13 protein-coding genes are annotated in these 13,999 nt (G+C 60.7%); 7 read left to right on the forward strand and 6 right to left on the reverse strand.

Going from position 1 to position 13,999, the window contains the following annotated elements:
* The first annotated feature begins 223 nt into the window (after positions 1-223).
* A complete protein-coding gene (locus AC2444_RS19990; RefSeq protein WP_012759258.1) occupies positions 224-1,852 on the forward strand; it encodes a GH39 family glycosyl hydrolase in 1,629 nt (542 codons plus the stop codon).
* 55 nt (positions 1,853-1,907) lie between these two features.
* On the opposite strand, the gene AC2444_RS19995 is transcribed toward AC2444_RS19990, so the two are convergent.
* On the reverse strand, positions 1,908-2,579 hold the full coding sequence (locus AC2444_RS19995) for a GntR family transcriptional regulator (protein ID WP_012759259.1): 672 nt from the start codon (positions 2,577-2,579) through the stop codon (positions 1,908-1,910).
* Positions 2,580-2,711: 132 nt separating this feature from the next.
* The gene (locus AC2444_RS20000) at positions 2,712-3,737 is read right to left on the reverse strand and encodes a Gfo/Idh/MocA family protein (RefSeq protein WP_012759260.1); all 1,026 of its coding nucleotides are present in this window, start codon (positions 3,735-3,737) and stop codon (positions 2,712-2,714) included.
* A gap of 240 nt (positions 3,738-3,977) precedes the next feature.
* Between AC2444_RS20000 and AC2444_RS20005 the strand changes: the two genes are divergently transcribed.
* The 3 genes from AC2444_RS20005 to AC2444_RS20015 are packed head-to-tail and all read left to right on the forward strand — an operon-like array spanning position 3,978 to position 7,506.
* Positions 3,978-5,690 (forward strand): IlvD/Edd family dehydratase, encoded by a 1,713-nt coding sequence (locus AC2444_RS20005; RefSeq protein WP_012759261.1) that lies wholly within the window; start codon positions 3,978-3,980, stop codon positions 5,688-5,690.
* Entirely contained in the window at positions 5,687-6,559 is an 873-nt protein-coding gene (locus AC2444_RS20010) for an amidohydrolase family protein (RefSeq protein WP_012759262.1), read from the forward strand. Before AC2444_RS20005 ends, AC2444_RS20010 begins: the two co-directional genes overlap by 4 nt.
* 14 nt (positions 6,560-6,573) lie before the next feature.
* Positions 6,574-7,506 carry a dihydrodipicolinate synthase family protein gene (locus tag AC2444_RS20015; protein WP_012759263.1) on the forward strand — a complete coding sequence of 311 codons (933 nt, stop codon included), beginning with the start codon at positions 6,574-6,576 and terminating at the stop codon, positions 7,504-7,506.
* Here the strand turns inward: AC2444_RS20015 and AC2444_RS20020 are convergent.
* Both AC2444_RS20020 and AC2444_RS20025 read right to left on the reverse strand, forming a co-directional pair.
* Positions 7,487-7,984, reverse strand: a complete 498-nt coding sequence (locus tag AC2444_RS20020) for a GNAT family N-acetyltransferase (protein ID WP_012759264.1) — start codon at positions 7,982-7,984, stop codon at positions 7,487-7,489. The two genes, AC2444_RS20015 and AC2444_RS20020, sit on opposite strands and share 20 nt — an antisense overlap.
* 14 nt (positions 7,985-7,998) lie before the next feature.
* Positions 7,999-8,949: a GNAT family N-acetyltransferase gene (locus AC2444_RS20025; RefSeq protein ID WP_012759265.1), complete on the reverse strand. Its 951-nt coding sequence runs from the start codon at positions 8,947-8,949 to the stop codon at positions 7,999-8,001.
* A 139-nt stretch (positions 8,950-9,088) separates the two neighbouring features.
* Between AC2444_RS20025 and AC2444_RS20030 the strand changes: the two genes are divergently transcribed.
* The 3 genes from AC2444_RS20030 (at position 9,089) to AC2444_RS20040 (ending at position 11,878) form a co-directional block, all read left to right on the forward strand.
* Complete coding sequence (locus AC2444_RS20030) at positions 9,089-10,024, forward strand: tyrosine recombinase XerC (RefSeq protein WP_012759266.1); 936 nt, start codon at positions 9,089-9,091, stop codon at positions 10,022-10,024.
* Between the two features lie 189 nt (positions 10,025-10,213).
* Positions 10,214-11,290: a TraB/GumN family protein gene (locus AC2444_RS20035; RefSeq protein WP_012759267.1), complete on the forward strand. Its 1,077-nt coding sequence runs from the start codon at positions 10,214-10,216 to the stop codon at positions 11,288-11,290.
* Positions 11,291-11,320: 30 nt separating this feature from the next.
* On the forward strand, positions 11,321-11,878 hold the full coding sequence (locus AC2444_RS20040; RefSeq protein ID WP_012759268.1) for a hypothetical protein: 558 nt from the start codon (positions 11,321-11,323) through the stop codon (positions 11,876-11,878).
* Between the two features lie 69 nt (positions 11,879-11,947).
* Here AC2444_RS20040 and AC2444_RS20045 read toward each other — a convergent pair whose 3' ends face one another.
* Together AC2444_RS20045 and lpdA are read right to left on the reverse strand one after the other, a co-directional pair.
* Positions 11,948-12,448, reverse strand: a complete 501-nt coding sequence (locus tag AC2444_RS20045; protein ID WP_012759269.1) for a cytochrome b — start codon at positions 12,446-12,448, stop codon at positions 11,948-11,950.
* A 101-nt stretch (positions 12,449-12,549) separates the two neighbouring features.
* Complete coding sequence (lpdA, locus tag AC2444_RS20050) at positions 12,550-13,956, reverse strand: dihydrolipoyl dehydrogenase (RefSeq protein WP_012759270.1); 1,407 nt, start codon at positions 13,954-13,956, stop codon at positions 12,550-12,552.
* Between the last annotated feature and the right edge of the window lie 43 nt (positions 13,957-13,999).

A 13,999-nucleotide genomic window follows, 5' to 3' on the forward strand; every position in this document is an offset into this window, starting at 1 on the left:
GCCGTAGTTATCGACAATTTTTTGAGAAACGGCAACTAATAATTTTGCTGGTCATAAAAAATAGCGCATTTTCAGGCATTTTTGGCGCAGGGCAGCGATGTGCTTTTTTATATTATTGACAAAGTGAGCGTTTGGCTTAGCTTTTGCGGCGAGCGCGGCGCCCTCCCAAGAGGCCGCACTTCATCACCAGACAGGTCGGCTGCTTTCGGGAGGAGGCTTTGGCATGACCGTTCAAGAGGACACCAGAATGAGCAGCCCCTATGACGTGACAATCTCCGTTCACGCCAACCGGCCAACCGGCAAATACCAACCTTTGTGGAACTGGTTCGGCTACGACGAGCCGAACTACACCTACTCCCCGCACGGCAGGAAGCTGCTGAAGGAACTCACCGAGCTGAGCCCGGAGCCGCCCCGCATCCGTGCGCACAATCTTCTGACCAGCGGCGACGGCCTGCCTGCCCTCAAATGGGGTTCGACCAATGCCTATACCGAGGATGCGAACGGCAATCCGGTCTATGATTGGACGATCATCGACAAGATCTTCGACACCTATGTCGAAGCCGGCAACATTCCGCTCATCCAGATCGGCTTCACGCCGGAGACGCTCTCCGATTTCGACGGCCCTTATCGCCACCAATGGGAGCCGGCCGACAAATACGCGACGATCACCACCGGCTGGACGGCCCCGCCGACGGACCTGAAGAAATGGGGCGACCTGATCGAAGCATGGGCACGGCATCTTGCCGAGAGATATGGCGAGGACGTCGTTTCAAGCTGGCCGTGGGAAGTGTGGAACGAGCCGGACGGCCACTACTGGACCGGCACCATCCCGCAATTCTGCGAAATGTATGATGTCAGCGCCAAGGCCCTGAAGCGTGCCTTGCCCAATGCCCGCGTCGGCGGCCCGCACACCTGCGGCGCCTTTGCCAATGAAAAGGCCCAGACCTTCCTGCGCGCCTTCCTCAGGCACGTGGTCGAGAACAAGTCGCCGATCGATTTCCTCGCCTTCCACGCCAAGGGCAATCCTGTGATCTACGAGGGTCACGTGCGGATGGGCCTGCACAAGCAGCTCCGCGACATCGAGACGAACCTTGCCATCATCAATGAGTTTCCGGAACTCCGGCACCTGCCTGTGGTGATCGGCGAATCCGATCCGGAAGGCTGTGCGGCCTGCTCCGCACGCGTCCATCCCCAGAACGGCTATCGCAACGGTCCGCTTTACGGCGTCTATGTGGTCGAGAGTATGATCCGCACTTACGAGCTTGCAAGACGCGCCAACATCCACATCGAAGGCGCGGTGACCTGGGCCTTCCTCTTCGACGACCAGCCCTATTTCGACGGTTTCCGCGATCTTGCCACCAACGGCGTCGATAAGGCTGTTCTCAACGGCTTCCGCATGCTCGGCAAACTCGGCGGCGAATGGCTGGAATCGGAAAGCGATTATCGCCGCGACATCGAAGATATCATGAGCCATGGCGTTCGCGGCAAGCCCGATGTCAACGTCGTGGCAACCCGCGACGACAAGGGCGTTTCCATTCTCGTCTGGCACTACCACGACGATGATGAAGCCGGGCCGTCCGCCAATATCACGGTCAATCTCGACGGCTGGGACGGCAAGTTCGCCTCGCTCAAGCATTTCAGGATGGACGAGGAGCATTCCAACGCTTTCGGGGTCTGGAAGGCGATGGGCAAGCCGCAGAATCCGGCCGGCGAAGACTATGCCAGGCTGGAAGCCTCGGGAAAACTCGCCGAGATCGATGGTCAGGCGTCGGTCAAGGTCGACGACGGCAAGATCGAGCTCAAGGTCTCCCTACCGCGTCAAGGCGTGTCTCTCCTGCGTCTCGATTGGTGAGCCGGCAGGCGAAGGGAGCGTAATCGAAAGATTGCGCTCCCTTTAAACGGCCCGGTCAATTCTCGCTGACATAGGCAAGATAACGTTTCTTGCTCGGCTGTAGATGGTCGACGCAGAGCTGGGCGAGAACCCAGTTATCCCCGCCACGCAGCATCTCGATCATCAGCCGGTGATGCTCATGCGAGATGCGTAGCGATTCCTTGCTCGACATTGAATTGGCACGCACCGGCAGGCTGAGCCGCATATAGAGCTCGATCGATTGCACGAGATGCGCATTGCCGCAGGCGCTAAAGAGCGTCAGGTGGAACTTGTCATTGGCCTCGTGCACACCCCTGAGATAGCCGGATTCGATGTGGCGGCCATGCTCCTCATGCAGCGCCAGCAGTTCCTCAATCAATGCCTCGGGCGCCGGCAGCTTTATCCACAGCGCCGCCTGCCGTTGCAGCAATTCCCGCACGTCGTAGATTTCCTGGACCTGGCGAGCCGTCAACGAACGCACCGTTGCCCCCTTGTTGCGCTCCCGAACGACGATGCCCATCGTCTCGAGCTGCACGATCGCCTGCCGGGCGAAATGGCGCGTGACGTGAAAGCGGGCAAGAAGCGTGTCTTCGGTCAGGCGGGTTCCGGGCGCAAGCCGCCCGAAAATGATGTCTTCCTCCAGCGCGCGGGCAATACTTAAATCATCATGCTCGATGCCGTCTTCGCGGCTTTCGTTGAGCGTCTGCAAATGTCATCTCCTCTGAAGCATAACCCCGAAAATCGAAGTCGATTTTCGGAAAAGGATTATGCGCCAATTTAATGTGATAGAGCGTCCTTAGCGCGTCCTGTCGGACGCGCGGCGCTCTAACGGCGAGCCATGTTACAGTGGATTGCGTTCTGGGTCGAACCGGCTCAGGCGATAGATATCCTCGACAAGGGCAAGCGTCTTGATGTTATCGTCCGGCGATGTCTCCATCGCCACCTTTCCATCGAGGCTGTCGAGGAAATGCGCAATGGTCGCGTCATAGGCGCCCTGGTAGGTCTCGTCAGGATCGAAGCTCTCCCGGCGCTGCTTCGCACCCTCGGCCGAGAGCAGATTGCCGTTCAGTTCGAGCGTGCCGAGCGCCCCGAAGATGCGTAGGTGATCACGCGGCGCTGGCGCCGCGCCATGCACGGCGAGATTGGCGTTGATGGTGACGAGAACGCCGTCGCTCGTCCGGCGCAGGACGACGCTTGCGACATCCTCCGCGACGATATCGCGATTGCTCCTCTCAAGCCGTGCACTGACCACCTCCAACTCGCCCAGAAGATATCTCAGCGCATCGAGATGATGGATCATGACCTCCATGACCAGCAATCGCTGCTGGGTCCGGAAGAACGGCTGGCGCACCAGCGCCGGCCTCTTTCCCTCCGCATCCGCGATCATGCCGCTGGACAGGAATTCGAACTGCACCTGCCGGATCTCGCCGGCTAGCTCCTCGTCAATCCACGCCTTCAGCCGCCGATAATAGGCGCGGAACCGCCAGTTCTCGTGGATCATCAGCCTGCCCCTGCCGGAAAGTCCTTCCAGCAGGTCGACCGCCTCGCCGTAAGAGGGCGCGAGCGGCTTCTGGCAGATGATGTCGAGGCCCTTTGCTGCCGCCAGCCGAACCAGTTCGACATGGAACTCCCGCGGCGCGCAGATATCAACGGCATCGAGCTGCTCGGCATCCAGCATCGCCTGCGCGCTCGCATAGCTGCGCGCGATATCGAAGGCGGCAAGCCGGGCTTCGACGGCGCTCAGCGACGGGTCGGCGATCGCCACGACCTCGGCTCTTTTCGACTGCCGCATCCATGCAGGCAGATGGTAGGCACTGACCCAGCCGGCACCGATAATGCCGATACGCCGTCGTTCCGTTCCCATCATCGCGCTTCCTCTGCATTCAATCCTATTTTATCAATAATCTATCCTGCTTCCTCACAAAAGCCAATCATCTGATTGCTGAACGAAAGCGCGAATTGCGGAGATTCCTATTGTATTTTATGGTGATCGCCGAAGAAATCCAAAAATACGATACAGTGACACCATCTTATTTATTGACAATCCTCCGTATCCCTCTACCCTGACGCCACGGCCATGGATCAATTTGGCGAGGGAGGAACAGCTTTGTCGAACGGTCTTCGCCGCAAGCTGACGAGTTATGGCGATCAGGGATTCTCCCTTTTCCTGCGCAAAGCATTCATCAAGGCCATGGGTTATTCGGACGATGCGCTCGACCGTCCGATCGTCGGCATCGCCAACACCTACAGTGATTTCAACCCCTGTCACGGCAATGTGCCGCAACTCATCGAGGCAACCAAGCGCGGCGTGATGCTGACGGGTGCGATGCCCATGGTGTTTCCGACGATCTCGATCCATGAGAGCTTTGCCTCGCCGACCTCGATGTATCTGCGCAATCTGATGGCGATGGAAACGGAAGAGATGATCCGCGCCCAGCCGATGGATGCCGTCGTCCTGATCGGCGGCTGCGACAAGACCCTGCCGGCCCAGATCATGGCCGCCGCAAGCAGCGAGATACCGGCGATCTTCCTGCCGACCGGCCCGATGGCCGTCGGCCACCACAAGGGCGAACGGCTTGGCGCCTGTACGGATTGTCGCCGTTTCTGGGGGCGCTTCCGCGCCGGAGAGATCGACGAGGCCGAGATCGCCGAGGTCAACAACAAGCTGGCCAGCTCGATCGGCACCTGCACGGTGATGGGCACGGCGAGCACCATGGCGAACCTGACCGAAGTCATGGGTCTCTGCCTTCCCCGCGCCGGTTCGGCGCCCGCCGTCGAATCCGAACGGGTTCGCCTTGCCGAGGAGACGGGCCGTGTCGCTGCGCGTCTCGCCATGGATGAGGCCGCGCCGACGGTGCGCGATATCCTGACGCCGCAGGCAGTCCGCAACGGCCTCGTCGCGCTTCAGGCGATGGGCGGCTCGACCAATGCCGTCGTCCACCTTACCGCAATCACCGGCCGCCTCGGCCTGCGCCTCGACATGGCCGAGCTCGACCGGCTGGGCCGGAGCATTCCCCTGCTCGTCGACCTGCAGCCCTCCGGCCAGCATTATATGGAGCAGTTCCACGAGGCTGGCGGCGTCCCGGCTCTGTTGAAGGCGGTGCGCCATGAAATCGACGGCAGCGCCCCGACGGTCTACGGCAAAACGATCGGCGAAATCATCGACGCTGTCGTCGACGAGCCGGGCCAGACCATCATCCGCACCGTCGAGAAACCGTTGAAGCCGATCGGAACGATCGCCGTCCTGCACGGCAATCTTGCGCCGCGTGGCGCCGTCATCAAACAATCCGCAGCCTCCAAGGATCTGCTCCAGCATATCGGCCGCGCCGTGGTCTTCGATTCCGTCGAGGATATGACGCTGCGCATCGACAGCGACGATCTCGACGTCCATGCCGATGACATCCTGGTTCTGCGCAATGCCGGGCCAAAAGGTGCGCCCGGCATGCCGGAAGCCGGCTATCTACCCATCCCGCGCAAGCTCGCGCGGCAGGGCGTGAAGGACATGGTGCGGATTTCCGATGCCCGCATGAGCGGCACGGCCTTCGGCACGATCATCCTCCATATCGCGCCTGAAGCCGCCGATGGCGGCCCTCTGGCGATCGTCCGCACCGGCGATCGCATTCGCCTCGACGTCGAGGGCAGGCGCATCGACCTTGACATCGACCAGGCGGAATTCGATCGCCGCATGCTTGATGTCGTCAACCGGCCCTCCCCGGCCCCGGCGCGCGGCTATGCCAGGCTCTATCAGGAGCGCGTGCTCCAGGCTGACGAAGGCGCCGACTTCGACTTCCTGCAAAGCGAGGAGTTCGACGCGCGATGAGCGCCGCTGATATCGAGGCACCGCTTTGCCTGCCCCACCGGCCGCTGACGCGGCTGCCTCGGGCGGCACTGCCGCAAGGCACGGTCGACACGCATTTCCACGTCTTTCGCACCGGCGCTCCGCTCAACACCCCACGCAGCTACACGCCTGACATCGCGACGATTTCCGACTGGATCGAATTCTCCGGCAGCCTTGGCATTGTCAGAGGCATATTGGTGCAGCCAAGCGTCTATGGCCGCGACAACAGGGTGTTGCTGGAGGCGCTTGCCGCCTATCCAGATCGTCTGCGCGGCGTCGTCGTCATCGATCCCGAAACTACAGAAACCGAGATAGAGCGGCTCGACCGGCTCGGCGTGCGCGGCGTGCGGATCAATACGCGCAACAAGGGCGGCCTCCCGCTCGCCGCCGCCAGGACACTGGCGGAGAGTATTGCCCCTCTCGGCTGGTCGCTTCAATTGCAGATCAATCCCGAACAACTTTCCGATATTGCAGCAACGCTGTCCGGCATCCGCCTGCCCATCGTCATCGATCATCTCGGCTTCATTCCGCTTGCCAGAGAGACGAGATCATTGCATGTCGATGCGCTGAAAAGACTGATGGACAGAGCCGAGGCCTACGTCAAAGTAACCGCGCCCTATCGTCTGACGAAGGACGTGAATTACGACGGTTTTGCCGAGGTCGGCCGCGCCCTTGCCACCAGCCATGCGGAAAGGCTGCTCTGGGGCAGCGATTGGCCGCACACCGAATTGTGGGACGGCATGCCCGATGACACTGAGCTAGTAGAGACCATGCAGGCCACCATCGACGACCCCGCGGTTGCTGAAAAGATTTTTGTTCGAAATGCCGAAGCGCTGTTCTTCGGCCGCTGAATTGGAGAGCACCAATGGCCAGACTGACTGAAGATGCCAAGGGCGTCTATGTGATCGCCGTAACCCCCTTCACCGATGACGGCGCGCTCGATCTCGCCAGCATCGACAGCATGGTCGATTTCTACGAAGGTGCCGGTGTCACCGGCCTGACGGTGCTTGGTCAGCTCGGCGAGGCCCCGAAGCTGACGGCCGAGGAATCGCGGATAGTCGTCGAAAGGGTGCTGAAGCGACTCGATGGCCGCCTCCCCGTCGTCGTCGGCGTTTCGGCGCCAGGGCTTGCGCCGATGAGCGAGCTCGCCGAAGCCGTCATGGGTGAGGGTGCCGCCGGTGTCATGGTCGCGCCACCCTGGACCGTCAAGACCGACGATCAGGCTTTCGCCTTCTACCAGTCGGTCGGCGAGGCCCTGGGCGATACGCCCTTCGTGCTGCAGGATTATCCGCTCACCACCAATGTGACGATTGCGCCCAAGGTCATCGAGCGCATCGTCAACGAGGTGCCAAACTGCGTCATGCTCAAGCATGAGGATTGGCCGGGTCTTTCGAAAATCTCGGCACTTCGCGCCGCCAGCGACAAGGGCGCCACGCGGCGCATCTCCATCCTGTGCGGCAATGGCGGGCTTTTCCTGCCCGAAGAAATGGGCCGCGGCGCCGATGGCGCCATGACCGGCTTTTGTTATCCCGAGATGATGGTTGGTGTCGTCGAGGCCTATGCCGCCGGAAATCCCGATCGCGCCCATGCGATCTTCGATGCCTATCTCCCGCTCGCCCGCTACGAACAGCAGCAGGGCATCGGTCTTGCCTCGCGCAAATATGTGCTTGCCAAGCGCGGTGTGATCAAGTCCGCCACCCTGCGCAAGCCGGGCGCCAAGCTCTCGGCGCTTGATATTGCCGATGTCGAGCGGCTGCTGGCGCGCCAGGCCATCCGCCTCAAGGAGATCGGGGCGTAGCACACCGGCGCAAATGCAAAGCCGCTGGATCATCGCTATGGCGCTGCAGCGCGAGCAGATGCGTATATCCATCTCGTCCGTGGGGTTGAAACCCGAGCGACTCCCAGAACTTCGCTGCACCATCGTTTCCCGCATGAACGGTGACGACAGTGCAGAAGGAACGCGCATGATCGACCAGAGCCAGGGCAAGCATCCGGCCGATGCCGCGCCCGCGCATTGCCGGACGAATGTAGAAACGCCGCATCCGCAACGCTCCTGACATGGCGGTGTCGACAGTCATGCCGCCGATGCCGACGAGCGCGTCGTCGACATAGGCGCCAAGCAACCTTTCGCCGTCACGTTCGAACCTGACGGCGCCGGCCGACCATTCGTCGATAAGGCGGGCGACATGGCGATAGCCCTCCCGCCGGGCCTCGCTTTCGAGATCTGCGATCTCCTGCGGCAATCGATCGCGGAGCCGGCGGATATCGATGGTCATTGCAATGCCGATGGTTAGATTGCAGGAACCGGAATCTCGCGGCGCGTCGCCGCAACCGGCAGGCCGACCGGCACGAAACTCGCGTCACCATCTCTAGCCATGTCCTGCACCGTATGTTTCTCCAGCGCCTTCGTCACCTCATTGAGGTCGCCGTCCAGCTGTTCGGCCGGAATGAGATTGCCGATGACGAAATCGAAGCGGTCGCCGCGTTTGTTCAACAATTCGTGGAACACGGTCATGTCGCGAAGCTCGGTAGACCATTTCGCCAGCCAGTAGAACAGGCCGGAATTGCGTGCCGTCATATGAACGGGAAGGATCGGCAGATTGTATTTGCGCGCCAACCCGACGGCCGAGGTCTTCCACGGACGTTCATTCAGCCGGCCGTTCGCCCAATAGGCGATACGGCCTGAGGGAAAGAGCACTGTCGCCTTGCCTTCCTTCACCGCATGGTTGGTCAGCTGCAGCGTTTCGCGCGCTTTCAGCTTGCTCTTATGCTCCTCCCGCCATTCGACGGGAATGATCATCTCGGCAAAGCGCGGATTGACGCGGATGGCATCGCGATTGGCAAAGAACATCATGTCCGGCCGGCGCGTTTTCAAGAGATCGAACACGGCAACGCCGTCGGCAATTCCGGTCGGATGGTTGCTGACGAGGATGAAGCCGCCGGTATCGGGAATGCGTTCACCATTGGTGATGCCGATGTCGAGCCTCAGCACATCGCTCAGATATTCGAACGACTGGAAGCCCGGCATTTTGGCGACCGCATTGGCGAATTCGAGCGCCTTGTTATAGCGCAGCAGCGTGTAGAGGAACGGCCGCATAACCGGCCAGAGCGGATTTTTCACGATCCTCTGGCCGCGTTCGGCAATCAGCGTATCGACGATATGACCGGGCTTTCCCTGTGAAACGAGAGCGATCGCTTCCGCGAGCTGTCCGAAAGCCGTCATGGAATCGCGCCGTGCCATGAAAGATCCTGTCTATGGGGTATAAGCTATCGCAATAGAATATGATCGAAGGATGACAAAGGCTTGGCCGGCATTAGCAATTCCATAACTGTTCCTGCTCCAAATTGGCGGACTTGAAGGCAAAATCAAGGCCCGCAACGTGAACGAACTGCTTGTTATCGCCGATCCGCGCCTGATGACGGAACGGGCCGCCTGGCTCGAAAACCTCGCCAGTGAGCGCCGTCTTTCCGAGCACACGCTCGACGCTTACGAGCGCGATACCCGCCAGTTTCTGACCTTTCTGACCGGCCATCTCGCCGGCCCGGTGACGCTTGGCGATATCAGGGAGTTGCGCTCCGCCGATTTCCGCGCCTTCCTGGCGGCCCGGCGAAAGCAGGGCTCCGGCGCCCGATCGCTCGGTCGCAATCTCGCCGGTCTTCGCTCGCTGCTGCGCCATCTCGAAAAGAAGGGCTTGGTCAATGCCGCCGGTGCTGCCGCGGTGCGCTCGCCGAAACAGCCGAAATCGCTGCCCAAGCCGCTGTCGGACACCCAGGCGATCACCGTCGTCAGCGACGACGCCCAGCTCCATGACGAACCCTGGATTGCGGCGCGCGATGCGGCGGTTATGACGCTGCTCTACGGCTGCGGCCTGCGCATCTCCGAAGCGCTGGATCTTACTCCCGCCGACCTGCAGAAGGGCGCGACGACTCTCCGCATCACCGGCAAGGGCAACAAGACGCGGCTGGTGCCGCTGCTCTCCGTGATCTTCGACGCGGTCGAGAAATACCGCACGCTCTGCCCATACCATCTCGAGGCTGGCGAGCCGCTGTTTCGCGGCGCCCGCGGCGGCAAGCTGCAAGCGGCGATCATCCAGCGCACCATGCAGAAGATGCGCAGCGCCTTCGGCCTGCCGGAGACGGCGACACCGCATGCACTGCGCCACTCCTTCGCCACCCATCTGCTTGCCGGCGGCGGCGATCTGCGCACCATCCAGGAATTGCTCGGCCATGCCAGCCTTTCCACAACGCAGGTCTATACCGGCGTCGATGCATCGCGGCTGCTCGAGGTGTATGATCGGGCGCATCCGCGAGCGTAATGGATGTCGCCCAAAAGTGCGCAGCGGTTTTGGGGCAACGACATGCATAAACGATAGGCTTAAAGCGCATCGCATGGATGCGATTGAATGTGAGGCGCTTTAAGCTCTCGTTAAGGCATTCTCTTAAAGGAATATGCGCAAGCCGGGCGTAGAGCATGAAGCCTATAGCATGTGATCGGAACACCCATCATGACGACATCAATCGGCCGCCGGACGTCTTACCTCGCAGTGCCGGCCAATCTGTTGCTCTGGCTGATCGCAGCCTTTCACATGCTGCTTCTTGCCGCCCTGTTTGCCGCCTTCCTGACGGCAAGGCCGGCAGCGGCCGAAGACGTCGCCTGCACCGGCCGCAATCTGATGGTCGAGCTGCAGCAGAACGACCCTGCCCGCTACGCAGAGGCGCTGAAGGAAGCCGACGCCACGCCGAACGGCAAGGGTATCTTCTGGAAGATCGAGAAGCCGGGATTGGCACCCTCGTGGCTGCTCGGCAGCATGCATGTCACCGATCCGCGCGTGCTGGCCCTGCCGCCGCGCGCCCAGGCAGCCCACGATGCCGCCGACACGATCATCATCGAATCCGACGAGATCCTCGATGAGCGGAAGGCGACCGCCGCCCTGCTTGCAAAGCCGGAACTGACGATGTTCACCGACGGCACGACGATCGACAAGCTGCTTTCTCCCGAGGACTACAAGCGTCTCGAAACCGGCCTCAAGCAGCGCGGTATCCCGATCAGTACCGTTTCCCGGATGCGGCCCTGGATGATTTCCAGCGCCGTCGCCCTGCCGGCCTGCGAAATCGCCCGCAAGGCAAAAGGCGCGCAGTTCCTCGACCAGAAGATCGCCACCGATGCCATTGCTCAGGGCAAACAGGTCAAGGGGCTGGAAACCCTTGCCGAGCAGATCCAGGCCATGGCCGATCTGCCGGTCGAATTCCATCTGAAATCGCTGATCGAGACGCTGGAACTCGGCGACAAGATGAGCGATGTCGTCGAGACGATGACCGACCTCTACCTCTCGGGTGATATCGGCATGACCATGCCGATGCTGAAAACCGTGACACCGGAGGAGGAAGGTGAAAACAGCGATTATGCCGCCTTCGAGCAGCGCGTCATCCTTGACCGCAACAAGGTGATGGCCGAGCGCGCAGCGCCCATCCTCGACAGCGGCAACGTCTTCATGGCCGTCGGTGCCCTGCATCTGCCCGGCAAGGACGGCGTCATCGAACTGCTGCGCCAGCAGGGCTTCACCGTAACAGATGTAAATTAAGCCTTCAGTGCCAAGATTGACGGAGCGGACATGCTTGGCAAAGTCGGCCTTGTGCACCGGATGGGCGGCGTGAAAACAAGCTCTGGTTCGGGAAGCGAATTAATTTCGCCGGAGATGGAAACTATAAATCGGCCCAACTTTTTGCCGCCACCGCGGAAGCACAAATTGAAAGCTATTCGCAGTTTACGAATGGTCGCGATTCTTGCCGCTTCCGCTATCCCATGCATCGCCACCGCCACCCAGAGTAATCGATTTCCGCTGGGAAAATATTGCGGGGAACTCCTGTCGAACGGCATCATGGCAGAGGCGCAGACAACGTTCGGTCCGAGTGTCACAGACGGCAAGATAAGGGGAAGCTACGTATTCTTCGAGGAGGGGCAGACTGTCACGGGCTTGCTGGCTGAGCCGAGCGACGACGGTGATGGAAATGATTTAACGCGCAATCTCGTTTGGCAAGACAAGTATGGCCACGGGAATCTGGTTATAACCTTCACATCGGATTTCTCCGAATTCCAAGGAAACTGGAGTGACGGAGGGAAGGCGTCTTTTCCATGGAATGGGATGCGTTGCGAACCAACGATAAGCTAAATCAAACTCCCATTTGTGCCACCTCTTCGATTAACGGGCCAAGGCGCATGTGATCGCTTATGCCGGCGGTCAGCCGAGCGTCATGCGGCGCAGAACATTGCTTTTCCAATAGCACTGATGGACGAGGGCGCCGGCGACATGCGCCGCGATCAGCGCCCAGAGAATGATCTTCAGGACATCCGCGTGGAACGAACCGGCGGGATTGATACCGAAATAGTAGGCGGCGATGCCCGAAAGCGGCATCGCGAAGATCAGGATGTAGAGGCCGGCATGGGCAAGCCTCGCTGCAAGACGGAAGATCGCCGGCTCCTGCGCGATCTCATCCGGAACGCCCTTGGTAAAACGCAGCCCGAGCCTGAGGACGGCAAGCAGCAGGATGGCGATGCCGACATAGGCATGGATATTCGCCGACGAAATCTGCTCCGGCGTCGGTACCTGGCCTCTGCGCATCAGCCGATGCCAGATATTCATGCCGTCGGGAAACAGCAGGTTGAAGAAGATCAGCAGCGCCACGGCCCAGTGAAGAAAACGCTGGCTCAGGCTGTAACTCACGATGGACGGCTGTTGCATTTCTGGACCTTTACGAATGCAGAACCCAACGATACGCAAAAACTAAAACAGCCGCCTGCCTTCCGGCAAGCGGCTGTATGCTTTGTTACGAATATGTAAGATTACATATGGATCGGCTTGAAGAAGGTTGCGAGCGCAGCCTCTTTCACCGCTTCCGACATTGTGGGATGCGCGTGGCAGGTACGGCCGAGATCTTCCGACGAACCGCCGAACTCCATCAGCACGGTGATCTCGTGGATCATCTCGCCGGCGCCGAAGCCGACGATATGGCCGCCGAGCACCCGGTCGGTTTCCTTGTCGGCAAGGATCTTGACGAAGCCGTCGGTCGCCAGCATCGCACGCGCCCGGCCGTTCGCCGTGAACGGGAACTTGCCGACCTTGTAGGCGACGCCTGCCGCCTTCAGCTCTTCCTCGGTCTTGCCGACCGAAGCGATTTCCGGCTGGGTGTAGACGACGCTCGGAATGACCTCGTAGTTCACATGGCCATGCTGTCCGGCGAGGATTTCGGCAAGCGCCACGCCCTCGTCTTCCGCCTTGTGCGCCAGCATCGGACCCTTGACCACATCGCCGATCGCATAGATGCCGGCGACATTGGTCTTGTAGTGACCGTCGATCTCGACACGGCCGCGATTGTCGAGCGTAACACCGGCCTCTTCGAGGCCGAGGCCCGCCGTGTATGGCTTGCGTCCGGTGGCAATCAGCACGACCTCGGCGTCGAGCGTCACCTTGTCGCCGCCCTTGACCGGCTCGAAAGTGACCTTGGCGCCCTTGTCGGCCTTTTCAACGCCGGTGACCTTGGCGCTGAGATTGAAATCGATGCCCTGCTTGGCCAGCATGCGCTGGAATTGCTTGGAGACTTCGCCGTCCATGCCGCCAAGGATGGTGTCGAGATATTCGACGACGGTGACTTTGGCGCCGAGGCGCGACCAGACGGAACCGAGCTCGAGCCCGATGACGCCGCCGCCGACGACGATCAGCGTTTCCGGCACCTTCTCCAGCGCGATGCCGCCGGTGGACGAGATGATGGTCTTTTCATCGATTTCGACCTGGACGCCGGGAATGCCGGCGACATCGGAGCCGGTGGCGATGACGATGTTCTTGCCTTCGATCTCCTGCACCTTGCCATCTTCGGCGGTGACGGAGACCTTGCCGGCCGAGACGATCTTGCCGGTGCCCTGGAAGGTATCGATCTTGTTCTTCTTGAAGAGGAAGGCGACGCCGTCGACATTCGACTTCACCGTCGCATCCTTGTGGGCCATCATATTGCCGAGATTGAGCGTCGGCGCCGGGACATCGATACCGAGCGCGCTCATCCCGTGGCCGGCCTGATGGAACATTTCGGAGGCATGCAGCAGCGCCTTCGACGGAATGCAGCCGACGTTCAGGCAGGTGCCGCCATAGGTCGCCCGCTTTTCAATGACGGCGACCTTGAGGCCAAGCTGGGCCGCCTTGACGGCGCAGACATAGCCGCCCGGGCCGGTTCCGATAATGATCACATCGTAGGACATTGCTTCTTTCCCTTTGGATTTTTCGTTTAATCGGCCGCGCGCG

Source organism: Rhizobium sp. WSM1328, assembly GCF_057653715.1.